This window comes from Allocoprococcus similis, assembly GCF_054660775.1.
Map to the genome: position 1 here is coordinate 95,877 of NZ_BAAHSG010000010.1, position 26,650 is coordinate 122,526.

Sequence of the window (26,650 nt, forward strand, 5' to 3'; positions counted from 1 at the left end):
ATCTATAATATAACAAAAACATGATCATTTCAACAAAGATTTACATGTTTTTTCTGAGCAGGTTTGCGAAGAAATGTAGATTTTACAGAGAAAATATATTATAATGAAAAATTAGTAATGTTGGCATAAGAAGACATAAGGATAAAACGATAAGGAGTGGGACGATGCAGAGTCTGGAAGAGATGAGAAAAGAGCTGGATGTGATCGATGACCAGATCACCACGCTTTATGAGAGACGTATGAAAGTCTGCGAAGGAGTTGCAGAATATAAGATAAAGAACGGACGCAAGGTATTTGATAAGACAAGAGAGAATGAGAAGCTGGCAGCAGTAGCGGAAAAGGTGTCTACAGATTTCAACAAAAAAGGGATCCGGGAGCTTTTTGAACAGCTGATGAGCATGAGCAGAAAGCTGCAGTATCAGCGCCTTTCTGAGGAAGGAGTTCTGGGAAGACTTCCGTTTATCGGACTGGATCAGCTGGACCTTGATGGTGCACGTGTGGTATTTCAGGGAGTGGAAGGTGCTAATAATCAGGCAGCCATGCTGAAATATTTTGGGAAAAATGTGAAAAATTTTCATGTACCGTCATTCCGAGATGCGATGGAGGCAATCGAAGAGGGAAGCGCAGATTATGCAGTCCTTCCAATTGAAAATTCTTCTGCAGGTCCGGTGACGCAGGTGTATGACCTTCTGGTGGAATTTGAAAATTATATTGTAGGAGAGACGGTCCTTCCGATCAAGCATATGCTTGCCGGAGTGAAAGGAACTACACTTTCCAGTATTGAAAGAGTGTATTCACATCCACAGGGACTGATGCAGACATCCCATTTTCTGGATGAACACGGAATCTGGCAGCAGATCAGTGTTGCCAATACTTCTATGGCGGCCAAGAAGATGATGGAAGACCAGGATACCACGCAGGCAGCTGTCTGCAACGAATATGCAGCAGAGCTTTACGGACTGGATATCCTTGCAAGAGAGATCAATGACGAATCTGACAACAGTACAAGATTTATCATTGTTACGAATCAGAAAGTATTCCTGAAAAATGCATCCAAGATCAGTATTTGTTTTGAGATACCGCATGAGAGCGGAACACTGTACCATCTGCTTTCCCATTTTATTTACAATGATCTGAATATGACAAAGATTGAATCCCGGCCGGTAGAAGGAAAAAGCTGGGAATATCGTTTCTTTGTAGACTTTGAAGGAAATCTGGCAGATGCGGCAGTGAAGAATGCGATCCGCGGACTCAGGGAAGAAGCACTGAATTTAAAGATTCTCGGAAATTATTAGACTGAAAAAGAGAGGACATGGCTATGAGAACAAATGAGCTGATATTATACCGTTATATGGAACACGAAGATCTGCTTCGTGATATGACATTTCTGATCGACAATGCAGATAATGATTATTATAATAAAGAAGATTTAAAAAGCCTTCTTTTTGAAAATTTAAATGAGCTGATCGAGCTGGCTGCAAACTACGGATTTGAAGGAAATCTCTGGCATACTTTCCTGACCTTCCTGCTTGCCAACAGTGAGAATGCTTACAGCACAGCCTGCGAAGTGGTAGGAGAGGTAGAGGGAAGCGTCAATAAAGCTGCCCTTCATGATTTTCAGATTTTCAAAGAACTGTTCGAATATGATCTGAAAGAGATGGGTAAAAAAATCGGTACAGACAGTCTGGAACTGATCGAGGACTATCATCCGGTCAGTGCCAAAGGACATGTATTTAACAAAAGGATCCGCGACCGGATCTGTGACTTAAGCAAAGCACTTGCACAGACAGATGATGCAGAAGAATTTAAGACAACCGTAACCCAGTTCTACAAAGAATTCGGAGTGGGAACTTTCGGACTTCACAAGGCGTTCCGTATTGAGCACACGGAAGAAGGAGCACAGATCGTGCCGATCACCAAGATCGCACATGTCCATCTGGATGATCTGGTGGGCTATGACATTGCCAAGAAGAAACTGATCGATAATACCGAGGCATTTGTAAAGGGCAAAAAAGCTAATAACTGTCTGCTTTTTGGTGATGCCGGAACCGGTAAATCTTCTTCGATCAAGGCAATCCTGAACCAGTATTATGACCAGGGACTTCGTATGATCGAAGTGTACAAGCATCAGTTTAAAGATCTGAATGATGTGATCGCACAGATCAAGAACCGTAATTATAAATTTATTATTTATATGGATGATCTTTCATTTGAAGAATTCGAGATTGAATATAAATACCTGAAAGCTGTAATCGAGGGCGGTCTGGAGAAGAAACCAGACAACATCCTGATCTACGCAACCTCCAACAGAAGACATCTGGTACGTGAGACATTCAAAGACAAAGCTGACAGAGATGAAGAACTGCACACCAATGATACTGTACAGGAGAAGCTTTCTCTTGTAGCAAGATTTGGTGTGACCATCTATTTTGGCAAACCGGACAAAAAAGAATTCCAGAAGATCGTCACCACACTTGCAGAGCGTTATGGTGTCGAGATGGAAGAGGAAAAGCTCCTTCTGGAAGCAAACAAATGGGAACTGAGCCATGGCGGATTAAGCGGACGTACCGCACAGCAGTTTATTGATTATCTGCTTGGACAGCAATAAAAGGAGAACCGATATGAAGTGGAATAAATTCAGATTAAAGACAACAACAGAGGCAGAGGATATTGTCAGCAGTATGCTGATGGATCTTGGTGTACAGGGAATCGAGATTGAAGATAAGATCCCGATGACACAGGCAGAAAAGGAGCAGATGTTCGTAGATATCCTTCCGGAGACAGGAATTGATGATGGAGTGGCATATATCAGCTTTTATCTGGAAGAGGACGAAGAAAAAGAAAGCCTTCTGGAGAGTGTAAAAAATGAACTGGAAGATATGCGTGCCTATGTGGAAGTGGGCGAAGGAACGATTGAAGAATCGCAGACAGAGGATGTGGACTGGGTCAATAACTGGAAAAAATATTTCCACCAGTTCTATGTGGATGATATTCTGATCATTCCGTCATGGGAAGAAGTAAAACCGGAAGACGAAGGCAAAATGATCGTGCATATCGATCCGGGAACAGCATTTGGAACCGGAATGCATGAGACCACACAGCTTTGTATCCGTCAGCTCCGCAAATATGTGACAGAGGACACCAGAATTCTGGATGTAGGATGCGGAAGTGGAATCCTTGGAATGCTGGCGCTGATGTTCGGTGCAAAGTATTCTGTAGGAACAGACCTGGATCCGTGTGCGATTGATGCAACTTATGAAAATATGGAAGTCAACAGTATTTCAAAGGATAGATACGAAGTAATGATCGGAAATATCATTGATGATAAAGCGGTTCAGGATAAAGTTGGTTATGGATGCTATGATATCGTTGTAGCGAATATTCTTGCAGATGTACTGGTGCCGCTGACACGGGTGATCGTAAACCAGTTAAAAGATGGTGGTATCTACGTGACAAGCGGTATCATCGAAGACAAGGAAGAGACGGTAAAAGCAGCGGTAGAGGCGGCAGGTCTTACGGTCCTGGAGGTTCATCATCAGGGAGAATGGGTATCTGTAACAGCGAGAAAAGAAACGAAAGCGTAGACAGAGAGGATCAGAAAAGATGCATCATTTTTTTGTGACACCACAGCAGATCTCCGGAGATAAGATCCGGATTGAAGGCGGAGATGTTAATCATATGAAGAATGTGCTCCGGATGAAGCTGCATGAAAAGGCTGAAATCAGTGATGGAGAAAGCAGAACCTATCTGTGCGAGGTGGAAGCTTATGAAGAAGATGTGGCGGTTCTGCATATTCTGGAAGAGATGGAAGCGGATACTGAACCGGCGTCAAAGCTGTATCTTTTCCAGGGACTTCCCAAAAGCGATAAGATGGAGCTGATCGTGCAAAAAGCGGTGGAGCTTGGCGTGTATCAGGTGATTCCGGTAGCAATGAAGCGTTCTGTTGTTCGGCTGGATGATAAGAAAGCAGCGAAAAAAGCAGACCGCTGGAATTCTATCGCGGAAAGTGCGGCAAAGCAGGCCGGAAGAAACCGGATCCCGGAAGTTACCATGCCGCTTTCTTATAAAGAAGCCATGAAAATGGCAGAGGAGCTTGATGTGATTTTGCTTCCGTATGAGCTTGCGGGCGGTATGGAAGCGACAAGAGAAGTGATCCGTCAGATTAAGAGCGGACAGTCTGTCGGAATTTTCATCGGACCAGAGGGAGGGTTTGAACCGGAAGAAGTTGATGTGGCAGTCAGCAGGGGAGCTAAGGTCATCACCCTTGGCAAACGGATCCTGCGGACAGAGACAGCCGGACTTGCAACGCTTGCCGTATTGATGTTTGAACTGGAGAAGTAGACCGGCAGGCGAAGAACTGCATAAGATAAAGAGAAGAAGTGTTTGGGAGACAAAGAAAAATGGAAGTTTATCTGGATAATTCAGCAACAACGAAAGCCTATGAGTGTGTTCGTGATATAGTCGGAAAAGTGATGTGTGAGGATTACGGCAATCCATCCTCCATGCATAAAAAAGGTGTGGATGCAGAAGCTTATGTCCGTGAGGCGAAGGAAACACTTGCGAAGATTCTGAAGGTGCAGGAAAAGGAGCTTTATTTCACGTCCGGTGGAACAGAAAGCGACAATCTGGCACTGATCGGAGGTGCACGTGCCAATCACCGTGCCGGTAAGCATCTGATCACCAGCTCGATCGAACATCCGGCAATTCTCAATACCATGCGTTACCTGGAAGAGGAGGAGGGCTATCGTGTGACCTATCTTCCGGTTGATGAGTATGGACGGATTCGCCTGGATGCGTTAAAGGAAGCGCTTTGTGACGAGACGATCCTTGTATCAGTCATGTATGTGAACAACGAAGTAGGATCGGTTCAGCCAATCGCAGAAGCATCTGCGATCGTAAAGGCTTACAATAAAAATATTCTGTTCCATGTAGATGCGGTACAGGGATTTGGAAAATATAAGATTTACCCGAAAAAGATGGGAATCGATATGCTTTCTGTAAGCGGACATAAGATCCATGGCCCGAAGGGGATCGGTTTTATCTATATCAATGAAAAAGCAAAAGTAAAACCGATCATTTTCGGAGGCGAGCAGCAGAAAAACATGCGTTCCGGAACAGAAAATGTACCGGGGATTGCAGGGATCGGGCTGGCAGCAAAGACGATTTACACAGATCTGGATGAAAAGGTAGCACATATGCGTGCCCTGAAACAGCGCTTTATCGAAGGGGTACAGAAAATCGATCATACCGTGATCCATGGGCTTTATGATGAAACAAGTGCACCACATATCATCAGTGTGGGATTTGCAGGAATCCGGAGTGAGGTTCTTCTTCATACACTGGAAGAGAAGGGGATTTACGTATCATCCGGTTCGGCATGTGCATCCAACCATCCGGCGATCAGCGGAGTGTTAAAGGGAATTGGAGCCGGAAAAGAATATCTGGACGCAACGCTCAGATTCAGTATGTCAGAATTTACTACAGAAGAAGAAATTGACTATACGCTGGAAACATTATATAATTGTGTACCGATGCTTAGAAAGTACACACGCCATTAGGAGGAAAGAATGAAGTTTCAGACTTATTTGATAAAATATGGAGAAATCGGAATCAAGGGAAAGAACCGTTATATGTTCGAGGATGCGCTGGTAAGACAGATTAAGCATTCTTTAAAGGATCTGGACGGATTGTTCCATACTTATAAAGCACAGGGAAGAGTTTATGTGGACTGTGACGGAGATTATGATGGGGACGAAGTAGTAGAAGCTCTGAAGAGAGTATTCGGAATCGTCGGGATCTGCCCGGTTGTCCGCGTAGAGGATAAAGGATTTGAAGAACTGAAAAAAGATGTGATCGCATATATGGATGAAGTATATCCGGATAAGAACATCACATTTAAAGTGGAATCCCGCCGTGCAAAAAAAACCTATCCAAAGAAATCGATGGAGATCAACTATGACCTTGGGGAAGCCATCCTGTATGCATTCCCGGAGATCCGTGTAGACGTCCATCATCCGGATGTACTGCTTCACGTAGAAGTCAGAGAAGAGATCTATATCTATTCTGAGATCATTCCGGGACCTGGTGGAATGCCGATCGGAACCAACGGAACCGCGATGCTTCTGCTTTCCGGTGGAATCGACAGTCCGGTTGCAGGTTATATGATCTCCAAACGTGGTGTCGGACTGGAGGCAACTTATTTCCATGCACCGCCGTATACCAGCGAGAGAGCAAAACAGAAGGTTGTAGACCTTGCAAAGCAGGTTTCCAAATACACAGGACCGATCAAGCTGCATGTAGTCAATTTTACCGACATCCAGCTTTATATCTATGAAAAATGCCCGCATGACGAGCTGACGATCATCATGCGCCGTTATATGATGCGGATCGCAGAGCATTTTGCAAAAGAAGACGGATGTTTAGGGCTGATCACAGGTGAGAGTATCGGACAGGTGGCAAGCCAGACCATGCAGAGTCTGATGGCAACCAACGATGTATGTACATTGCCGGTATACCGGCCACTGATCGGATTTGACAAGCAGGAGATCGTAGATATTTCAGAGAAGATCGGAACCTACGAGACTTCCATTCTTCCATACGAAGACTGTTGCACGATCTTCGTGGCAAAACATCCGGTTACCAAACCGAATGTAGAAGTGATCCGCAAATCAGAAGAGAACTTAAGTGAAAAGATTGATGAATTGTTTGCAGAAGCAGTGAATACTGTGGAGACGATCATCGTAAAATAATAAAAGAAAAAGGGGAGCTTTTCCAGGCTCTCCTCAAAAAGGAAAGGACGCAGTACAAAAATGTACTGCGTCCTGATACTTCGCATTCTATTATACTAAGTATGGTTTCAGAAGTTCAATGATGTTATCAGCATCCTGGTTCTCAGCATGGATGTTCAGATCGATCGGTTTAGAAAGATCAAGACTGAAGATACCCATGATAGATTTTGCATCAATTACATATCTTCCGGATACCAGGTCAAAATCGTAATCGTATTTTGTGATTTCGTTTACGAATGATTTTACTTTGTCGATAGAATTTAAAGAAATTTGTACGGTTTTCATTGAAAACACACCTCCTTGATTTCATTTTCTATAGTTATATTAAAAGTTATACGCAAAAAAGTCAAGGAACAAAACGCCGAAGAATAAATGAAATTTTCGTTAAATGTTATAAATATTGAAAGTAGGATGAAGTTATGAAAAAAGCAGCATTACACAACCTGGGCTGTAAGGTAAATGCTTATGAAACAGAAGCGATGCAGGAACTGCTGGAAAAGAACGGATATGAGATCGTACCGTTTCATGATCTGGCAGATGTCTATGTGATCAATACCTGCTCGGTGACGAATATGGCAGACCGCAAGTCCAGACAGATGATCCACCGTGCCCGAAAACAGAATCCGGATGCAGTGATCGTAGCGGCTGGCTGTTATGTGCAGGCGCAGGCAGATATGGGGGAGCTGGATGAGAATATAGATATTGTAATCGGGAATAATAAAAAAAAGGATCTGATCCGCCTTCTGGAAGAATATTTTAAAGAAGACATTCCGGAACAGATGCAGGAGGTCATTGACATTAATCATACCTCCGAGTATGAGAGCCTACACCTTTCCCGGACAGCAGAGCATACAAGGGCATATCTGAAAGTGCAGGATGGCTGCAACCAGTTCTGTACCTATTGCATCATTCCTTATGCGAGAGGACGCGTGCGCAGCAGGAAAAAAGAAGATGTAGTGGAAGAGGTGCGCACACTTGCGGAACATGGGTATCAGGAAGTGGTGCTTACCGGAATCCATCTCAGTTCTTACGGACTGGAATGGAAAGATGAAAATGGAAAGCAGACAGAAGGACTTCTGGATCTGATCCGCGCGGTACATGAAGTTGAAGGGATCAAAAGAATCCGTCTGGGTTCTCTGGAACCGCGTATCGTGACGGAAGAATTTGCAAAAGAACTGGCTTGCCTTCCGAAGATCTGTCCGCATTTTCATCTGTCTCTGCAGAGCGGATGTGATGCAACCCTGAAACGGATGAACCGCAGATATGATGCGGCAGAATATCGGGAAAAATGTGAGCTTCTACGGAAGTATTTTGAAAATCCGGCACTGACAACCGATGTGATCGTAGGATTCCCGCAAGAATCAGAGGAAGAATTTGAAGCCTCCCGGGATTTTGTAGACAGCATCAATTTTTATGAGACGCATATATTTAAGTATTCAAAGCGCCAGGGAACGAAAGCTGCGAAGATGGACGGGCAGATCCCGGAACATGAAAAAACGCGAAGAAGCAATATCTTGCTGGAGCTGAACCGCGAAAAAATGCAGCGCTATGAAGAAGGATGGTTTGGAAAAAAGGTGGAAGTTCTCTTTGAAGAAATGACAGAGCGTGATGGGAAAAATTATGTCACAGGGTACACCAAGGAATATCTCCGGATTGGGGTTCCATGCGAACCGGAACAGGCAGACCGGTGGACCAATCAGTTAAAAGAGATAGAACTTACTTCACTTTCACAAATTATGCATTGAATTTTTGTATAGATTATATTAAAATGAATATGAAGTATTGGAGGTCGTAAGATGAAAGATATAACGAATACACAATTTTTTCAGGTAGAGACAGGACCGCAGATCCAGGCAAAGGATATTCTGGAAATTGTATATAATGCTCTGGTGGAAAAAGGATATAATCCGGTGAATCAGATTGTAGGATACATTATGTCCGGTGATCCTACATACATTACCAGCTATAACGGAGCAAGAAGCCTTGTGATGAAGGTTGAGCGGGATGAGATTGTAGAAGAATTATTAAAAGCTTATATCAGACATGAACTGTAGGTTGAAGATATGATGCGGATAATGGGACTTGATTATGGTACGAAGACCGTAGGTGTTGCTGTAAGTGATCCTCTGGGGATTACGGCACAGGCAGTGGAGACGGTTACGAGGAAGGACGAGAACAAGCTTCGAAAGACACTGGCAAGGATTGAGAGCCTTGCAGCCGAATATGGAGTAGAGAAGTTTGTGATCGGTTTTCCGAAACATATGAATAATGATATCGGAGAACGGGCAGAGAAGGCACTGGAATTTGGTGAGATGCTGAAGCGGCGTACCGGCATCGAGATCGTGATGTGGGACGAGCGCCTTACAACGGTGGAAGCGGAACGGACACTTATGGAATCCGGTGTAAGACGGGAGAACCGCAAGCAGTATGTGGACCAGATTGCGGCTGTATTTATATTGCAGGGATATCTGGACTCTCTGGATATGCAGAAGTAACAGGCTTTGGAATACAATCAGACGATAAGGGGAAAGTATATGAAGAATGAAAAATTAACGTTTACATGCGGAGAAGGCGGCGAAGCAGAAGAATTTTTTGTTGTGGAGCAGACCAGACTGAATGGAGTGACTTACCTTCTGGTTGCAGATTCAGAAGAGGATGATGCAGAGTGCCTGATCTTGAAGGATACAAGTGCGCCGGAAGAGAAGGACAGCGTTTATGAGATGGTAGAAGAGGAAGTAGAACTTAATGCCGTACTCAAGGTGTTCGAAGAGCTTCTGGAGGACGTGGAGATTGAAGTGTAGACGGAACTGTCAAAAGAATATTTCTGGCAGATAAGAACGGGGTTCGCACACAGGGGCGGACTCCGAATTTTACGATAATTAAATGTACGGATGAGATACATAAAAATATATGGAGGTGTGAGATTGAAGAAAAAAAGCAACTCAAAACTTAAGATCATTCCGCTTGGAGGTCTTGAAAAGATCGGAATGAATATCACTGCCTTTGAATACGAAGACAGTATTATTGTAGTGGATTGCGGACTGTCGTTCCCGGAAGATGATATGCTGGGAATCGATCTTGTAATCCCGGATATCAGTTACCTTAAGAGCAATGCGGATAAGGTGAAGGGCTTTGTGATCACACATGGACATGAGGATCACATTGGAGCGCTTCCTTATGTGCTCAAAGAGATTAATCTGCCGATTTATACAACAAAGCTGACTATGGGAATTATCGAGAAAAAGCTCACAGAGCACAATCTTCTCCGCTCAACCAAAAGAAAAGTAGTGCGCCATGGACAGTCGATCAATCTTGGAAAATTCAGGATTGAATTTATCAAGACGAACCACAGTATCCAGGATGCATCAGCACTGGCAATCTATTCGCCGGCGGGTATTGTTGTGCATACCGGAGACTTTAAGGTAGATTATACACCGGTATTTGGTGATGCGATTGACCTGCAGCGCTTTGCAGAGATTGGCAAGAAAGGGGTACTGGCACTGATGTCAGACAGTACCAATGCGGAGAGACCTGGTTTTACACAGTCAGAAAGGACAGTGGGAGCTACATTTGACCGGCTTTTTGCCGAACACTCCAATACAAGAATTATTGTAGCAACCTTCGCTTCGAATGTAGACCGTGTACAGCAGATCATCAATACGTCTTACAAGTATGGACGTAAAGTTGTTGTAGAAGGCCGCAGTATGGTAAATATCATTTCGGTTGCATCAGAGCTGGGCTATTTGAACGTGCCGGAGAATACGCTGATCGAGACAGATCAGTTGAAAAACTATCCAAGAGAGAAGACAACGATCATCACAACCGGAAGCCAGGGAGAATCTATGGCGGCTCTGTCACGTATGGCGGCAGATATCCATAAGAAGATCTCGATCATGCCGGGTGACACGATCATTTTAAGTTCTAATCCGATTCCGGGTAATGAAAAAGCGGTATCGAATATTATCAATGAACTCTCTGAAAAGGGAGCGAATGTTATTTTCCAGGATACGCATGTATCCGGACATGCGTGCCAGGAAGAGCTGAAGCTGATCTATTCACTGGTAAAACCAAAATATGCAATTCCGGTTCACGGAGAATACCGCCATCTGAAAGCGAACGCAGGTATTGCCAAATCTCTTGGAATTCCGAAGGACAACATTTTCATTCTCAAGTCAGGCGATGTACTTGCACTGGATGATGAAAGTGCAGAAGTTGTAGATAAGGTACACACAGGAGAAATCCTGGTAGATGGACTCGGTGTTGGTGATGTCGGTAATATTGTACTGCGTGATCGTCAGCATCTGGCAGAAGACGGAATCCTGATTGTTGTTCTGACACTGGAAAAGCGTACCAACCAGCTTCTCGCAGGACCGGATATCGTATCCCGTGGATTTGTTTATGTACGTGAATCCGAAAGCCTGATGGAAGAGGCACGGAAGGTTGTTACGGAAGCAGTTGAAAAATGTCTGATGAGCCGTCATGCTGACTGGAGCAAGATTAAGCTTGTGATCCGCGACACAATGAATGACTTTATCTGGAAAAGAACCAAGAGAAAACCAATGATCCTTCCGATCATTATGGATGTATAATATAAAGATGCCTGTGGCATTTTTGTGAAAATAAGCAGATGCGAAGATATCTGCATAAAGAAGCGCAGTCAGAGTTGAAAAGAAAATAAACTTTGTCTGCGCTTCTATAATAAATGTATAGGATAAGAATTTCTTTGGAAAAAGAAAAGAGGAAGATATGATAGTAGAAGAACGACTGACGACTTACCTCCATTCTCTGGAAAGCGCGGATATTCCCGTTCTCGATGAGATCGAACAGGAAGCCCTTGCGGACATGGTTCCGATCATCCGCAAAGAAACAAAAAGTTTTCTGAAAGTAATGCTGGAGATCAAACGTCCGGCAAAGATTCTTGAAATTGGGACAGCAGTTGGATTTTCGGCAATTCTGATGGGAAAATATTCTCCGGAGGAATGTCACATAACAACAATCGAAAATTACGAAAAAAGGATTCCGATTGCCAGAGCCAATTTTGCCAGGGCAGGTATGGAACAGAAAATTACGCTGCTTGAAGGCGATGCACTGGAGATTATGAAAGGCATGCCGGATGATGCAGGCTTTGATTTTGTGTTTATGGATGCTGCAAAGGGACAATATCCGGTATATTTAGAACAGGTGATGCGTTTCCTTGTGCCGGGAGGGATCCTGATCACGGATAATGTGTTGCAGGACGGAGATATTATTGAGTCACGTTTTGCGGTGGAAAGAAGAGACCGCACGATTCATAGCCGGATGAGAGAGTATCTGTATACTCTGAAACATCATCCTGAGCTTGAGACATCTATTCTTCCTCTGGGAGATGGAGTGGCACTGAGCGTGCGAAAATAAAAACAGGAGATAACAGTAACAGAAAGGAAAAAAATAATGGCAAGACATCCTGAATTATTGATACCGGCAAGCAGCCTGGAAGTGTTGAAGACTGCAGTCGTATTTGGAGCAGATGCAGTTTATATTGGAGGAGAAGCATTTGGACTTCGTGCAAAGGCAAAGAACTTTTCCAAAGAAGATATGATGGAAGGAATCCGGTTTGCACATGAGCATGATGTAAAAGTATATGTAACTGCAAATATTCTGGCACATAACTACGATCTGGAAGGCGTGCGGGAATATTTTAAAGAGTTAAAGGAAATAAAGCCGGATGCACTGATCATTGCTGATCCGGGTGTATTTGAGATCGCAAAAGAAGTTTGTCCGGAAATTGAAAGACATGTGAGTACACAGGCCAATAATACAAATTATGCAACTTATATGTTCTGGTACAGACAAGGGGCGAGCAGAGTTGTATCCGCAAGAGAACTTTCCATGCGTGAGATCAAAGAAATCCGTGCACATATCCCGGATGATCTGGAGATTGAGACATTCGTACACGGTGCAATGTGTATTTCTTATTCCGGAAGATGCCTGCTCAGTAATTTCTTTACAGGCAGGGATGCAAACCATGGCGCATGCACCCATCCGTGCCGCTGGAAGTATTCAGTTGTGGAAGAAACCCGTCCGGGAGAATATATGCCGGTTTATGAAAATGAGAGAGGAACGTATATTTTCAATTCAAAAGACCTCTGTATGATCGAACATATTCCGGAGCTTATTGATGCGGGGATTGACAGCTTCAAGATCGAAGGAAGAATGAAAACGGCTCTGTATGTGGCAACTGTAGCGAGAACATACCGGAAAGCAATTGATGATTATCAGAAAGATCCGGAGCTTTACAGGAAGAATATGCCATGGTATCTGGACCAGATCTCGAATTGTACCTATCGACAGTTTACAACTGGATTTTTCTTTGGAAAACCGTCGGAAGAGGCACAGATTTATGACAGCAACACCTATATCCGGGAGTACACATATCTTGGAATTGCAGAAGAGATCAAAGACGGTATGGTGAAGATCGAACAGAGGAATAAATTTTCGGTTGGCGAGACGATTGAGATCATGAAACCGAACGGAGATAACGTGGAGGTTCAGGTAAAACGGATCGTAAATGAAGAAGGAGAAGAACAGGAGAGTGCACCACATCCGAAGCAGGTACTGTATGTAGAACTGTCCGGTATGGCTGACAAGTACGATATTCTCAGAAGAAAAGAGGAAGCAGATGAATAAAAAAACGTGGAAGCCATATGTGGCGATCGTACTGATCTTTCTGTACGGCGTGGACATATTCTGGCTTTCCCGATTTTGTGTCTATTATTTTGGCGAGTGGGGAATTCTAATGTATGAGGGCCTTCTTGCAGTGCTGGCACTTGGAACAGTAGCGCTTTTCCGGGAAGACGTAAAGCGTGCATTTCCATTTCACAGACCGACGATCGCAAAGACTGTCGGAACAGTGCTGATGTGGATCGGAACCCTTCTGATCACGATGATTCCGACATCGATCCTGCTTTATGTATTTCCTGAGCAGATGAGCGGGGCTACAGAAAATGTGAGTGAATTATCCGGCGGATTGCCGTTTGGAATTGCATTTCTTCTGATCTGTGTCACGCCGGCGATTTTTGAGGAAATGGCATTCAGAGGCGGGCTTTTCAGCTGTTTCCGTGGCTTTAGGAGTCCATGGCCGGCAATTCTGATCAGTGCAGTAGTGTTCGGTGCATTTCACGGAAGCTTCTGGCGGTTTGTGCCGACAGCGATGCTTGGAATCGCCATGGGATATCTGCTTGCCGAGACGGATAACATGTTTTATAACATGCTCTTCCATCTGATCAATAATGCGTTACCGACATTGCTTTTACAGCTTACTTCCAGTGTGGCTTCAGAGCAGATGGAAAGTGCAGAAGCTATGGCATCGACCGGTATTTTGCTTGTAACGGTGGCGGTGTATTTTATTTATGCATCGGCAGGACCGTTTCTGCTTTATGCGGGAAATTACCTGATCCATAAAGGACAGCCGGGATACGACAGGGGGCTTCTGCCAAGAGAAAAAAAGAAAACTCTGCTGGGGCTTGTGCTGGTAAGCAGCGTCTTTCTTGGAATTGGCATTTTGCTTTTTGGTATAGGAATGTTTGAGTAGAGTGTCCTGTCTGTCAGTGTGAAAGAAGCATCATGAATTTTGAAATGGACAGACAGGATCTGGACCGGACAGAAATTAAAAATGAGAAGGAAGAAAGCAGGGGCGGAGTTTTTGAATCGCCCCTTTTTCAATCCGCGAAACGTAGGAACGTGAGATGCCAAGAGAAGCTGCAACTTCTTTCTGGGTATATTCTTTTTCACCATAAAGACCGTAGCGTTTTTTCAGTACCAGCTGTTCGCGGTCGGTGAGAACGGATTCCAGTTTTTCATAGAGAAGAGAAATATCATTTTTCAGGGCAAGCTGCATACAGGCATCTTCTTCATCAGATTCGATGATATCATACAGGCGGATCTCATTCCCTTCCCGGTCTGTACCGATCGGTTCGTATAGGGAGGTTTCCCGGTTACTCTTCCGCTTGGTGCGCAGCATCATCAGAAGCTCATTTTCGATGCAGCGGCAGGCGTAGGTGGCAAGCCGGGCTTTTTTGTCCGGGTTAAAGGTGGAGACTGCTTTGATAAGGCCGATGGTTCCGATGGAAAGAAGATCTTCTGTATCGTCCTCCAGATGCTGATATTTTTTTATGACATGAGCGACCAGACGGAGATTGCGCTCGATCAAAATATGACGGGCCTCATTGTCACCGTCTGCACTACGTCTGAGAAGCTCGGATTCCTCTTTTGGAGTAAGAGGCGGAGGAAAGGATTTCAATATGATTACCTCAAAATAGAGTTACTAACAGTGTATGTAAAAGTGAAACGTTCTGTGCTTTTCCATTCGGGTTATTTTGCGCTTGTGGTACGTCTGAAAATGCGTTATAATGAGCGTTGAATCATGTAGTAGCAGACATGGTTTACAAAAGAAATGAGATTACGAGAGAAAAGGAAAAATTATGGGAATAAAGACAAGATTAGCGGTACTTGCCTGTAAGACATCCAACGCAGTCCTGCGGCGGATGGGACGTGGCGGAACGAACCTGCCGGGCAAGATCGCATTAAAAATTGACAAAGATATTTTAAAGGAATTATCACGTGGGGTGAAGGTTACGGTAGTGACCGGAACCAATGGAAAGACGACCACGTCCCGTATGATCGAGCAGGCATTTGAAGAAGCCGGATATAAGTACTTTGCAAATAAATCCGGTGCCAATCTTCTGACCGGGATCATTACGGTGTTTGCACAGCACTGCAGTCTTTCTGGCAAGTGTTCCTACACACATGCACTGATCGAGTGCGATGAGGCAGCATTCCGTAAGACCAGTGAGATGCTGCCGGTAGAGTGTCTGGTAGTCAACAATATTTTCCGTGACCAGCTGGACAGATATGGGGAGATCACCCACACGCTGAATGCAATCCGCGAAGGAATTACCCATGTACCGGATGCAACCCTGTGCCTGAACGCGGACTGTTCACTGACGGCATCTCTTGCAGATGATGTACCGAATAAGGTCGTATGGTTCGGGGTGGATGTACCGATTTACAAAGAGACAGCGTTTGAACTGTCTGATGCAGTGTACTGTATTCATTGTAAGACAGAATATGAATACGATTACAGAACTTATAGCCATCTTGGCGGTTTCCGCTGTCCGAAATGTGGATATCACCGGCAGACACCACAGGTTGGCGTGACGCAGGTAGTGCGTACCGGAGCAGATTCTTCGGATATCGTGTTAAATGCATTCGGGCATAGCCATGATGTGCACATTAACCTTCCTGGAGGCTACAATATTTACAATGCGGCAGCCTGTGTTGCGGCTGCGGAGATTGTTGGAATCGATGAAGACACCGCAGTCGATGCACTCGGCAGATTTGAGTGTGGCTTCGGACGTGCGGAACAGTTTGAACTTGGCAAGTCTAAAGCACGTATGATGCTTGTCAAGAACCCGGCAGGGTACAATCAGGTCATCAACCAGATTTCTAATGATGAGGAAGAGTGCAAGATTGCGTTCCTTCTGAATGACCGTTATGCAGATGGAACCGATATCAGCTGGATCTGGGATGTGGATTTTGAAGCACTTGCCCGTCAGAGTGCACGCTTTACCCGTATTCTGGTATCCGGAGTCCGTGCAGATGATATGGCGCTCCGCCTGAAATATGCAGGATTTGACACTGGACGGATTGAAGTGATCCGCGACTATGAGAACCTTTTAGAGGCAATCGGAGCTGATGAGACACCGACATTTATTATGCCGACCTATACCGCTATGTTTGACCTGCGTGGCGAGATCAGCAAGCATACCGATATTAAGGCATTTTACGAATAAGGAGGAAAGGGAATTATGGAACTGAATATCTGTCATCTCTACCCGGACATCCTTAATCTGTATGGAGACCGGGGTAATATCATCACAATGAAACGCCGTATGGAGGATCGTGGGATCAAGGTCAATGTAGAAGGCTGCTCGATCGGAGAGGCACTGGATGCAAACCGCTATGATATCTTCTTCATCGGCGGAGGTCAGGACTTTGAACAGGAAGTCCTTCTGAAAGACCTGGGAACCGGAAAAGCAGCAGAGATCCGCGCAGCCGTGGAAGATGAAAAGATCTTCCTGGCAATCTGCGGAGGCTATCAGATGCTTGGTCAGTATTATAAGACCTGGGATGGAGTCCAGCTTGACTTCACCGGCGCGATCAACATTCATACCGTTGGCTCCAAAGAGCGTATGATCGGCAACTACATGTTTGAGACACTTCCGGAGAGCAGTGGATCTGTCGTAGTCGGCTTTGAAAATCATTCCGGTAAGACCTACCTGGGCGAAGGCGTATCACCACTCGGCAAAATGCTCAAAGGCTACGGCAACAACGGAGAAGACCAAACCGAAGGAGCCCGCTACAAAAATGTCTTCGGAACCTATTCGCACGGCTCTCTTTTACCAAAGAACCCGGTACTTTGCGATTTTATATTACAAACTGCCCTCGAACGCAAATATGGCAAAATCGCCCCACTCGCCCCACTGGACGACACCTTAGAATTAAACGCCAACGAATACATGAAACAAAGATTAAGTAAATAACTATTTTAGCAAAATGCCTCTGCACACAAGGTCTCGCCCTGCCTGTGCAGAGGCATTTTGTCTCCACTATGATATAGCAAGGCAAAACTTTGTCAGTAAAGTACAGCGGTCGTCGTGGGAGAATCATCTCTTTCGATTCACTTATTGTGCAATGGAGAGAAGACTCAAAAATTGTGGAAGCCGTTGCTGACACAATTTTCGCTTTCAGAGGCTTCTCGGAATGGTTTGCACAATGGAATCGAAAGAGATGATTCTCCCACGATGACCTCACAACCTACTCACACAAATTTCCCCTCCCAATTATCTTGACAAAATCCCCCTCCCCATACTATCATAAGGATACATTTTCTAAAAGATATCGGTTTTCTTTTAGCAAATCACTCATGGCATTTCGCCATACATTTTCTGAAATAAAACTTCTGAACTTTTGCCGGGGAAAGGCAAGGGTGAATTTAATATGGGATTTTACAAGGTACATTCGGCAACGATTCTGGGGCTGAAAGTAGAATTTGTGCAGGTAGAAGCAGATGCAGGGAACGGACTTCCAATGTTTCATATGGTGGGATATCTGTCTTCGGAGGTAAAGGAAGCAGCAGAACGGGTAAGAACTGCCATGCGCAATACCGGTTATACCATGCCGGCGAAAAAGATTGTGATCAATCTGTCGCCGGCATGTGTCCGCAAGAAGGGATCTGTATTTGATCTTCCAATTGCAGTTGCAGTACTTGGGGCAATGGGGAGATTCCCGGAAAAAGCCGTGGAGGATATCTTACTTGCAGGGGAGCTCGGACTGGATGGAAAGCTGCAGCCGGCAGAGGGAATCCTTCCGATTGTTCTGGAAGCAAAGAGGGCTGGTTTCAGGTGTTGTGTGATTCCGAAGTCAAATGAGGATGAGGGAAGGCTGGCGCAGGGAATACAGATTTTTGGGGCAGAGACTCTGGAAGAGGTATGCAGATGGCTGAAGGGTGAGTATATGCCTCAGATGGAGAAACCTGACAAAGAAGAGGCTCATGGAACGGAAGAATGGGACATAGATTATAGTGATATTCAGGGACAGGAAGCAGTAAAAAGGGCGACGATGGTGGCAGTGGCAGGAGGACATAACCTGCTTTATGTCGGGCCGCCCGGTTCCGGAAAGACGATGCTTGCCAAACGGATCCCGACGATCCTGCCACCGCTTGACCGGGAAGAAAGTCTGGAGATCACGGGGATTTACAGTACGGCGGGACTGCTTAAAAGAGAGAATCCGCTGATCTGGCAGAGACCGTTCCGGGAGGTCCATCATACCGTGACACGGGCAGCACTCATCGGAGGCGGACGAATCCCATCGCCGGGAGAAGCAACACTTGCGCATGGAGGTGTTCTTTTTCTGGATGAATTGGCGGAGTTCCCGAGAGGTGTTCTGGAGGTGCTCAGGCAGCCGCTGGAAGAAAAATGCATTCATCTGGCAAGGCAGCAGGGAGCTTATATTTTTCCGGCAGATTTTATGCTGGTTGCTGCAACAAATCCATGTCCCTGCGGAATGGCTCCTGGTCCCCAATGTACCTGTACGCCCGGGCAGATCCGGAATTATCAGGGAAAGCTGAGCCAGCCGTTTCTGGATCGGATTGATATCTGCATGGAGGCACCCAAGGTCGAATATGAAGAACTGACCGGAAAGGGAACAGGGATGGATTCCAGAGGCATGCGGGAAAAAGTGATGCTTGCAAGAATGCGTCAGATGGAACGTTTTCAGGAAGAAAAGCTGACAAAAAATGCACAGATGGGGCAAAATGAAATTGAAAAATACTGCCGTCTTGGGAAAGAGGAAGAACGGATGATGCGCCAGGCTTATGAAGTGATGAACCTGACGGTGAGGAGCTATCATAAGGTGTTAAAGGTGGCACGGACGATCGCGGATCTGGAGGAAAAAGAGGAGATCGATCTTGCGGCACTTCGAGAGGCACTGGGGTATCGGGTTATGGATAAAGAATACTGGGGATAAGAGAAATGAGTGAAATGTGGTATACATACTGGCTGGCGTGTGTGGAAGGAATCACAGGTGACAGAAAGTGTGAATTATGCAGAAAGAACGGATCTGCGGAAGCGGTCTATTATATAGAAGAAAAAGGAATCAGAGAACAGATAATTACAGAAAAAGAGTGGGGGATCCTGAAAGAAAGTAAGAAAAAAAGGAACTGGAGGGAAGCGTATCAAAAAGCGGCGGACCGGGGAATTCAGATGGCAGTCCGGGGACAGAACAATTATCCGAAACGGTTTGAAGAACTTGCAGGAATGCCGTATGCACTCTTTTTTATCGGGAAGATGCCACAGGAGGGAATCCCGTCGGTGGCGGTGGTAGGTGCCAGAAGATGTAGCAGCTATGGTGAGAAAATGACGCTTCGCTTTGTTGAAAGACTTGCGGAGAGCGGAATCCAGATCATCAGTGGAATGGCACTGGGAATTGACGGGATGGCACACCGGGCTGCATTAAATGTCGGAGGGAAGACATTTGCGGTTCTGGGAGGCGGAGCAGATGTATGTTATCCGGCGGCACATAAAGGACTCTATAAAGATTTAATAAAGCGCGGAGGTATACTGTCTGAACAGCCACCGGGAACTCCGCCGGTTGCCTGGCATTTTCCGGCAAGAAACCGTCTGATCAGCGGACTTGCCGATGTGGTACTCGTTATGGAGGCAAAAGAAAAAAGCGGATCCCTGATTACAGCAGACATGGCTCTTGAACAGGGAAGAGACATTTATGCCCTCCCGGGGATGGTGACAGAGCCGCTGAGCTGTGGTTGTAACCGCCTGATCCGGCAGGGGGCAGGGATTCTTCTGAATGAAGAAGATTTGCTGGAAGAACTGGTCATAAAAGGGCTGATAAAGAAGAAAATCGCAATTATATCAGACACGAAAAACAAAATAAAGCTTGAAACAAAAGAAAATTTGGTGTATAGTAAGCTCGGTTTGTATCCGCGGGGGCTGGATGATTTACAGAGAGAAACCGGACTTACTCCACAGGAGGTGATGGGAATCTGTGTATCTCTTCAGTTGAAAGGATGCATTCAGGAAAGATCAAAAAATTATTATGTCAGATCAAAATGATCTGACACTGTTAATATGGAGGAATATAATATATGGCACGTTATCTTGTGATTGTAGAGTCACCGACAAAAGTGAAGACCATAAAGAAATTTCTCGGCAGCAATTACGTGGTAATGGCATCCAACGGACATGTAAGAGATCTGCCGAAAAGTCAGATGGGAGTAGACCTGGAGCATGACTTTGAGCCGAAATACATTACAATCAGAGGAAAAGGTGAGATCCTTGCAGGGCTTAGAAAAGAAGTAAAAAAAGCAGATAAGATTTATCTTGCAACTGACCCGGACCGTGAAGGAGAAGCAATTTCCTGGCACCTGATGAAAGCACTTAAGCTGGAAGGAAAGAAAGTATACCGGATCAGCTTTAACGAGATCACTAAAAGTGCGGTAAAGGCATCACTGAAAAATGCACGTGATATCGACATGGATCTGGTAGATGCGCAGCAGGCGCGTCGTGTGCTGGATCGTATTGTGGGATATAAGATCAGTCCGGTTCTCTGGGCAAAAGTAAAAAGAGGTCTCAGTGCCGGACGTGTACAGTCAGTAGCACTTCGCATCATTGCGGACCGGGAAGATGAGATTGCATCTTTTATTCCGGAAGAATACTGGTCACTGGACGCCAATTTCAAGATAAAGGGAGAAAAGAAGCTTCTTACAGCAAAATTCTACGGAACAAAGGATGAGAAGATTACGATCCATAATGAAGAGGAACTGAATAAGATTCTTGCAGAACTGGAAGATGCAGAATATAAAGTAGTCGACGTAAAGCGCGGTGAGAGAAGCAAAAAAGCACCGCTTCCGTTTACGACCAGTACCCTTCAGCAGGAGGCATCCAAAGCACTGAATTTTGCAACTTCAAAGACGATGCGTATCGCACAGCAGCTTTATGAAGGTGTGGATATCAAAGGAAGCGGAACGGTTGGTCTGATCACTTACCTGCGTACTGATTCGACCCGTATCTCTGAGGAGGCGGATGCAAATGCGAGAGCCTACGTTGGAAAAGCCTACGGAGAAGAGTATGTGGCAGAGACTGCATCGGAACAGAAGCAGAAGAATGACGGGAAAAATATTCAGGATGCACACGAAGCCATCCGTCCGTCAGATGTTACCCGTGTTCCGGCAGAAATCAAAGAATCTCTTACAAGAGATCAGTTCCGTCTGTATCAGCTGATATGGAAGCGTTTTGTGGCGAGCAGAATGCAGCCGGCAAAATATGAGACAACTTCTGTTAAAATCGGAGCAGATGATTACCGTTTTACGGTATCGGCATCTAAGATTGTATTTGAAGGTTTCCGTCTGGCATATGTGGAAAGCGATGAGGAAAAACAGAGTGGAAATGTAATGGTCAAGAGTATTGACAAAGATTCAGAACTGACGAAAGAATCCTTTGATTATAAGCAGCATTTCACACAGCCACCTGCACATTACACCGAGGCATCTCTGGTAAAGACACTGGAAGAGCTTGGAATCGGACGTCCGAGTACCTATGCACCAACGATCTCTACGATCATTGCAAGAAGATACGTTGCAAAAGAGAACAAGAATCTTTATATGACTGAGCTTGGAGAAGTGGTCAATAATATTATGAAGCAGTCTTTCACAAGCATTGTCGATGTCAATTTTACCGCTTATATGGAAGGACTTCTGGATATGATCGCAGAAGGAAAGGTAGAGTGGAAATCGGTTATCAGCAATTTCTATCCGGATTTGAATGAAGCGGTTGAAAAAGCAGAAAAAGAGCTGGAAACAGTTAAAATCGAGGATGAGGTAACCGATGTAGTCTGCGAAGAATGTGGAAGAAATATGGTCATCAAATACGGTCCCCATGGAAAGTTCCTTGCATGTCCCGGATTCCCGGAATGCCGCAACACCAAACCGTATCTGGAGAAGATCGGAGTTGCCTGCCCGAAATGCGGAAAAGACATTGTGCTGCGTAAGACAAAGAAAGGCAGACGTTATTACGGATGTGAGGATAATCCGGAATGCGATTTTATGTCATGGCAGAAGCCGTCAGAAGAAAAATGTCCGAAATGCGGAAGCTATATGGTAGAAAAAGGAAATAAACTTGTCTGCGGTAATGAGCAGTGTGGATTTGTAAAAAATAAAGAGAAAGATGAAAAATAAATCAAATTTCATTGAACTATTCAGAATTGTATGATAATATATTTATGTGCACATTTTTTTGACTAATTTGTGCACATAATTTCAACAATATTTCATATTCGTGAAAAATGCGAACGGAAACGCACATTTTTAATAAAAGTATATGGAGGCAGATATGAGCGTACAATTATTGGATAAAACAAGAAAAATTAACAAACTGTTGCACAATAATAATTCAAGCAAAGTTGTGTTTACAGATATCTGTGAAGTTCTGACAGAGATTCTGGCATCGAATGTACTGGTAGTCAGTAAGAAAGGAAAGGTACTCGGTGTCAGCACATGCGAAGGAGTCCCGGAGATCCATGAGCTTTTGCAGGACGAAGTGGGAGAACATATTGATCCGATGTTAAATGAACGTCTTCTCAGTATTCTTTCCACAAAAGAGAATGTTAATCTGCAGACACTTGGATTTACAGCTGATGTATCTCAGGGATATCAGGCGATCATTACTCCGATCAACATTGCAGGAGAGAGACTTGGAACTCTGTTTTTATACAGAAAAGAGTCCATGTACGAAATCGACGACATCATTTTGAGCGAGTACGGAACCACTGTCGTGGGACTTGAGATGCTCCGCTCTGTTAACGAAGAGAGTGCAGAAGAGACCAGAAAAGAGCAGATCGTACAATCTGCGATCAGCACTCTTTCTTTCTCTGAACTGGAAGCAATCATCCATATTTTTGATGAACTTAACGGAATGGAAGGCATTCTGGTGGCAAGCAAGATTGCAGACCGTGTGGGAATCACCCGCTCTGTAATTGTCAATGCACTCCGTAAATTTGAGAGTGCAGGCGTGATCGAATCCCGTTCATCCGGTATGAAAGGAACTTACATCAAGGTTGTGAATGATTACGTGTTCAAAGAACTGGATAAGATCAAAAAAGAAAAAATGAATTAAGGATAAAAGTAAAAGAGGGGTATCAGACAAATCTGATGCCCTTTTCTTTAACGGGGGACTATATTTGTAAAAAAGGAGAGAAGAGAGCATGTATGATGGAGATAAAGCTGTACTTACGATGGTACAGTATCTGAAAGAAGATAAGGAAAAAGATGAGAATATTTACGAGGCAACAGTCATAGAATATCAGAAGGAGATGGAGCAGGTACATCTGATCCTGCGCTCAGGCAGTCTTTCTGATATTTCACTGGATGCAGTATATGAATGCCGGATCCGGACGATCACATGTGAGACTGTGTGTACAGGGATGATAAAGGAGCGATATGAGAACCGTGCAGGTATGATTCTGGTCCTGCAGGTGACGAATGGATTTTATGAAATAAATCTAAAGTAATTATAAAATTCAAAATCGAATGTTGACAAAAAAGAAAGAGAGTGCTATCTTATACCTAGAAAGTTTTTAGCACTCGATTTTGTTGAGTGCTAACAAGATAGAGTTAGGAGGAATTTATAATGAAATTAGAACCATTAGCTGACAGAGTTGTATTAAAACAGTTAGTTGCAGAGGAGACTACAAAATCAGGAATCGTACTTCCTGGACAGTCAAAGGAAAAACCACAGCAGGCAGAAGTTGTTGCTGTAGGACCAGGCGGAGTTGTTGATGGAAAAGAAGTTACGATGAATGTTTCTGTAGGTGATAAAGTTATCTATTCCAAATATGCAGGTACAGAAGTAGAACTCGATGATGAAGAATACATCATTGTAAAACAGAATGATATTCTTGCAGTGATCAGATAATCCTGCAGGAGATCATATACAGATAAAAATCAGATTTTCAGATCAGAACAGAATTTTATTTTTAAGAATCAGGAGTGATAGAAATGGCAAAGGAAATTAAATACGGAGCAGACGCAAGAAAGGCACTGGAAGCAGGTGTCAACAAACTTGCTGATACAGTAAGAGTAACAATCGGACCAAAAGGAAGAAACGTAGTTCTGGATAAATCATTCGGAGCACCGCTTATCACAAATGACGGTGTAACAATCGCAAAAGAAATCGAACTGGAAGATGCATTTGAAAATATGGGAGCACAGCTGATCCGTGAAGTTGCATCTAAGACCAACGATGTTGCAGGTGATGGTACAACAACAGCAACTGTTCTTGCACAGGCTATGGTACACGAAGGAATGAAGAACCTGGAAGCAGGTGCAAACCCGATCGTATTAAGAAAAGGTATGAAGAAAGCAACAGACTGTGCTGTGGAAGCTATCAAGAAGATGAGCAGCAAAGTTACAGGAAGAGAGCAGATCGCAAGAGTAGCAGCTATCTCAGCAAGTGATGACAGTGTAGGTGAGATGGTAGCAGAAGCTATGGACAAAGTTTCCAACGACGGCGTTATCACAATTGAAGAGTCAAAGACAATGAAGACAGAACTTGACCTTGTAGAAGGTATGCAGTTCGACCGTGGATATATTTCAGCATATATGTGCACTGATATGGAAAAGATGGAAGCAAATCTTGATGATCCATATATCCTGATCACAGACAAGAAGATTTCTAATATTCAGGAAATCCTTCCGCTGCTGGAACAGATCGTACAGTCAGGAGCCAAACTTCTTATCGTAGCAGAAGATATCGAAGGAGAAGCTCTTACAACTCTGATCGTCAACAAACTGCGTGGAACATTCAATGTAGTTGCAGTAAAAGCACCTGGATATGGTGACAGAAGAAAAGCTATGCTGGAAGATATTGCAATCTTAACAGGCGGACAGGTAATCTCGGAAGAACTTGGTCTGGAACTGAAAGATACAACTATGGCACAGCTTGGACGTGCAAAATCTGTAAAAGTTCAGAAAGAGAATACAGTTATCGTTGATGGTATGGGTGATAAGGCTGCTCTGGAAGCAAGAATCGGACAGATCAAAGCCCAGATCGAAGAGACAACATCTGATTTTGATAAAGAAAAACTTCAGGAAAGACTTGCAAAACTCGCCGGCGGAGTTGCAGTTATCCGTGTAGGTGCTGCTACTGAGACAGAGATGAAAGAAGCAAAACTCCGTATGGAAGATGCTCTTAATGCGACAAGAGCTGCAGTAGAAGAAGGAATCATTGCAGGTGGTGGATCTGCATACATCCATGCATCTAAAGAAGTTGCCAAACTTGCAGAAACTCTGGAAGGTGATGAAAAGACAGGAGCAAAAGTAGTTCTCAAAGCTCTGGAAGCTCCATTATTCCACATTTCAGCTAACGCAGGTCTTGAAGGTGCAGTTATCATCAACAAGGTAAGAGAAGCTGAACCTGGAAATGGTTTTGATGCTTACAATGAAGAATATGTTGATATGGTGAAAGCAGGTATCCTTGATCCTGCAAAAGTAACAAGAAGCGCACTGCAGAACGCTACAAGTGTTGCATCTACACTCCTTACAACAGAATCCGTTGTTGCTAACATCAAAGAGGATGCACCGGCTATGCCGGCAGGCGGAGCTCCGGGAATGGGCATGATGTAAGCTAAAAATATGATTTTTAGAAAACTCCTCAGAAGAGGAGTTTTCTTTTTATTATAAAAGTGTTACAATAGTTCTAATATATAAATTTGGAGGTTAGGATATGGGTGATTTTTACACAGAACAGCTGGTGAAGAGGCAGAAAGCATCTTCGACGACGCTGATCAAAGCAATACTTATCATACTTACTGTTCTGTCGGTCGTACTTATATTTATGATCCCATTCGGTATAATCGGTCCGGTGATCATGATCGCACTGGATGTTTTTTTGTTCCGGAGTATGGATGTTGAATATGAGTATTTATTTGTGAACGGAAGTCTGGATATTGATAAGATTATGGCAAAATCCCGTCGGAAAAATATCTTTTCGATGGAGATGACGGATCTTGAGATGATGGCACCTTCCGGTTCGCCGGAACTCAGACCTTATCAGGGGCTGAAAGGAACCGATTACAGTTCGGGTATGCCGGGGGCAGATACATATGAGCTGATCGTTGTAAATAACGGGGAAAAGAAAAAGATTATTTTTGAGCCGAATAAGACAGTCTGTGAAGGACTGAAGATGCTGGCACCAAGAAAAGTTTTTTGTAAATAATTCCCGAAAGACGTGCAGAAAAGCTTGCAGGTTCCGGGG

26 protein-coding genes are annotated in these 26,650 nt (G+C 44.3%); 24 read left to right on the forward strand and 2 right to left on the reverse strand.

All coding sequences use genetic code 11. The features are described 5' to 3' along the window. Positions 1–164 precede the first annotated feature (164 nt). From pheA to thiI, 6 genes are read left to right on the forward strand one after another with little or no spacing between them, the layout of a single operon-like run. Entirely contained in the window at positions 165–1,295 is a 1,131-nt protein-coding gene (gene pheA, locus ACYQ5K_RS05990; protein ID WP_195230905.1) for a prephenate dehydratase, read from the forward strand. Between the two features lie 23 nt (positions 1,296–1,318). Further along, positions 1,319–2,608 carry an ATP-binding protein gene (locus ACYQ5K_RS05995; RefSeq protein ID WP_195230908.1) on the forward strand — a complete coding sequence of 430 codons (1,290 nt, stop codon included), beginning with the start codon at positions 1,319–1,321 and terminating at the stop codon, positions 2,606–2,608. Positions 2,609–2,621: 13 nt separating this feature from the next. Continuing rightward, positions 2,622–3,584 carry a 50S ribosomal protein L11 methyltransferase gene (prmA, locus tag ACYQ5K_RS06000; protein ID WP_459777361.1) on the forward strand — a complete coding sequence of 321 codons (963 nt, stop codon included), beginning with the start codon at positions 2,622–2,624 and terminating at the stop codon, positions 3,582–3,584. A gap of 19 nt (positions 3,585–3,603) precedes the next feature. After that, entirely contained in the window at positions 3,604–4,341 is a 738-nt protein-coding gene (locus tag ACYQ5K_RS06005) for a 16S rRNA (uracil(1498)-N(3))-methyltransferase (protein WP_459777362.1), read from the forward strand. A gap of 59 nt (positions 4,342–4,400) precedes the next feature. Further along, positions 4,401–5,558 carry a cysteine desulfurase family protein gene (locus tag ACYQ5K_RS06010; RefSeq protein WP_459777363.1) on the forward strand — a complete coding sequence of 386 codons (1,158 nt, stop codon included), beginning with the start codon at positions 4,401–4,403 and terminating at the stop codon, positions 5,556–5,558. Between the two features lie 9 nt (positions 5,559–5,567). Continuing rightward, positions 5,568–6,749, forward strand: coding sequence for a tRNA uracil 4-sulfurtransferase ThiI (thiI, locus tag ACYQ5K_RS06015; protein WP_008374992.1), 1,182 nt, complete (start codon positions 5,568–5,570; stop codon positions 6,747–6,749). Between the two features lie 90 nt (positions 6,750–6,839). Here the strand turns inward: thiI and ACYQ5K_RS06020 are convergent, their stop codons facing one another. Then, positions 6,840–7,073: an HPr family phosphocarrier protein gene (locus tag ACYQ5K_RS06020; RefSeq protein ID WP_008374994.1), complete on the reverse strand. Its 234-nt coding sequence runs from the start codon at positions 7,071–7,073 to the stop codon at positions 6,840–6,842. A 134-nt stretch (positions 7,074–7,207) separates the two neighbouring features. Between ACYQ5K_RS06020 and mtaB the strand changes: the two genes are divergently transcribed. From mtaB to ACYQ5K_RS06060, 8 genes are all read left to right on the forward strand, one after another. Continuing rightward, positions 7,208–8,533, forward strand: coding sequence for a tRNA (N(6)-L-threonylcarbamoyladenosine(37)-C(2))-methylthiotransferase MtaB (gene mtaB / locus ACYQ5K_RS06025; protein ID WP_459777364.1), 1,326 nt, complete (start codon positions 7,208–7,210; stop codon positions 8,531–8,533). Between the two features lie 51 nt (positions 8,534–8,584). Continuing rightward, positions 8,585–8,842, forward strand: coding sequence for an IreB family regulatory phosphoprotein (locus ACYQ5K_RS06030; protein WP_008374998.1), 258 nt, complete (start codon positions 8,585–8,587; stop codon positions 8,840–8,842). A gap of 12 nt (positions 8,843–8,854) precedes the next feature. Continuing rightward, positions 8,855–9,283, forward strand: a complete 429-nt coding sequence (ruvX, locus tag ACYQ5K_RS06035) for a Holliday junction resolvase RuvX (protein WP_173687803.1) — start codon at positions 8,855–8,857, stop codon at positions 9,281–9,283. Positions 9,284–9,322: 39 nt separating this feature from the next. Then, positions 9,323–9,589 carry a DUF1292 domain-containing protein gene (locus tag ACYQ5K_RS06040; protein WP_008375002.1) on the forward strand — a complete coding sequence of 89 codons (267 nt, stop codon included), beginning with the start codon at positions 9,323–9,325 and terminating at the stop codon, positions 9,587–9,589. Between the two features lie 123 nt (positions 9,590–9,712). Further along, entirely contained in the window at positions 9,713–11,377 is a 1,665-nt protein-coding gene (locus ACYQ5K_RS06045; protein WP_117556117.1) for a ribonuclease J, read from the forward strand. Between the two features lie 157 nt (positions 11,378–11,534). Then, on the forward strand, positions 11,535–12,182 hold the full coding sequence (locus ACYQ5K_RS06050; RefSeq protein ID WP_459777365.1) for an O-methyltransferase: 648 nt from the start codon (positions 11,535–11,537) through the stop codon (positions 12,180–12,182). Between the two features lie 36 nt (positions 12,183–12,218). Next, positions 12,219–13,454 carry a peptidase U32 family protein gene (locus ACYQ5K_RS06055; RefSeq protein WP_173687753.1) on the forward strand — a complete coding sequence of 412 codons (1,236 nt, stop codon included), beginning with the start codon at positions 12,219–12,221 and terminating at the stop codon, positions 13,452–13,454. Then, positions 13,447–14,358, forward strand: coding sequence for a CPBP family intramembrane glutamic endopeptidase (locus ACYQ5K_RS06060; RefSeq protein WP_459777366.1), 912 nt, complete (start codon positions 13,447–13,449; stop codon positions 14,356–14,358). Before ACYQ5K_RS06055 ends, ACYQ5K_RS06060 begins: the two co-directional genes overlap by 8 nt. 75 nt (positions 14,359–14,433) lie before the next feature. Here the strand turns inward: ACYQ5K_RS06060 and sigK are convergent, their stop codons facing one another. Next, entirely contained in the window at positions 14,434–15,066 is a 633-nt protein-coding gene (sigK, locus tag ACYQ5K_RS06065; RefSeq protein ID WP_173687755.1) for an RNA polymerase sporulation sigma factor SigK, read from the reverse strand. A 181-nt stretch (positions 15,067–15,247) separates the two neighbouring features. On the opposite strand from sigK, the gene ACYQ5K_RS06070 reads away from it, so the two are divergent. The 10 genes from ACYQ5K_RS06070 (at position 15,248) to ACYQ5K_RS06115 (ending at position 26,611) form a co-directional block, all read left to right on the forward strand. Beyond that, positions 15,248–16,618: a MurT ligase domain-containing protein gene (locus ACYQ5K_RS06070; protein WP_459777367.1), complete on the forward strand. Its 1,371-nt coding sequence runs from the start codon at positions 15,248–15,250 to the stop codon at positions 16,616–16,618. Between the two features lie 15 nt (positions 16,619–16,633). Then, a complete protein-coding gene (locus ACYQ5K_RS06075) occupies positions 16,634–17,368 on the forward strand; it encodes a type 1 glutamine amidotransferase (protein WP_179963091.1) in 735 nt (244 codons plus the stop codon). A 457-nt stretch (positions 17,369–17,825) separates the two neighbouring features. Continuing rightward, positions 17,826–19,352: a YifB family Mg chelatase-like AAA ATPase gene (locus tag ACYQ5K_RS06080; protein WP_173687757.1), complete on the forward strand. Its 1,527-nt coding sequence runs from the start codon at positions 17,826–17,828 to the stop codon at positions 19,350–19,352. Positions 19,353–19,357: 5 nt separating this feature from the next. Continuing rightward, on the forward strand, positions 19,358–20,455 hold the full coding sequence (gene dprA / locus ACYQ5K_RS06085; RefSeq protein WP_459777368.1) for a DNA-processing protein DprA: 1,098 nt from the start codon (positions 19,358–19,360) through the stop codon (positions 20,453–20,455). Positions 20,456–20,487: 32 nt separating this feature from the next. Beyond that, a complete protein-coding gene (topA, locus tag ACYQ5K_RS06090; protein ID WP_195230916.1) occupies positions 20,488–22,575 on the forward strand; it encodes a type I DNA topoisomerase in 2,088 nt (695 codons plus the stop codon). A gap of 154 nt (positions 22,576–22,729) precedes the next feature. After that, positions 22,730–23,512, forward strand: a complete 783-nt coding sequence (gene codY / locus ACYQ5K_RS06095) for a GTP-sensing pleiotropic transcriptional regulator CodY (RefSeq protein ID WP_022220379.1) — start codon at positions 22,730–22,732, stop codon at positions 23,510–23,512. 88 nt (positions 23,513–23,600) lie between these two features. After that, positions 23,601–23,906 carry a hypothetical protein gene (locus ACYQ5K_RS06100; protein WP_008375025.1) on the forward strand — a complete coding sequence of 102 codons (306 nt, stop codon included), beginning with the start codon at positions 23,601–23,603 and terminating at the stop codon, positions 23,904–23,906. Between the two features lie 119 nt (positions 23,907–24,025). After that, positions 24,026–24,310: a co-chaperone GroES gene (locus ACYQ5K_RS06105; RefSeq protein ID WP_022220380.1), complete on the forward strand. Its 285-nt coding sequence runs from the start codon at positions 24,026–24,028 to the stop codon at positions 24,308–24,310. Between the two features lie 83 nt (positions 24,311–24,393). After that, positions 24,394–26,019, forward strand: a complete 1,626-nt coding sequence (gene groL, locus ACYQ5K_RS06110; protein ID WP_008375030.1) for a chaperonin GroEL — start codon at positions 24,394–24,396, stop codon at positions 26,017–26,019. A 100-nt stretch (positions 26,020–26,119) separates the two neighbouring features. Continuing rightward, positions 26,120–26,611, forward strand: coding sequence for a DUF6106 family protein (locus ACYQ5K_RS06115; protein WP_178024804.1), 492 nt, complete (start codon positions 26,120–26,122; stop codon positions 26,609–26,611). Positions 26,612–26,650 lie beyond the last annotated feature (39 nt).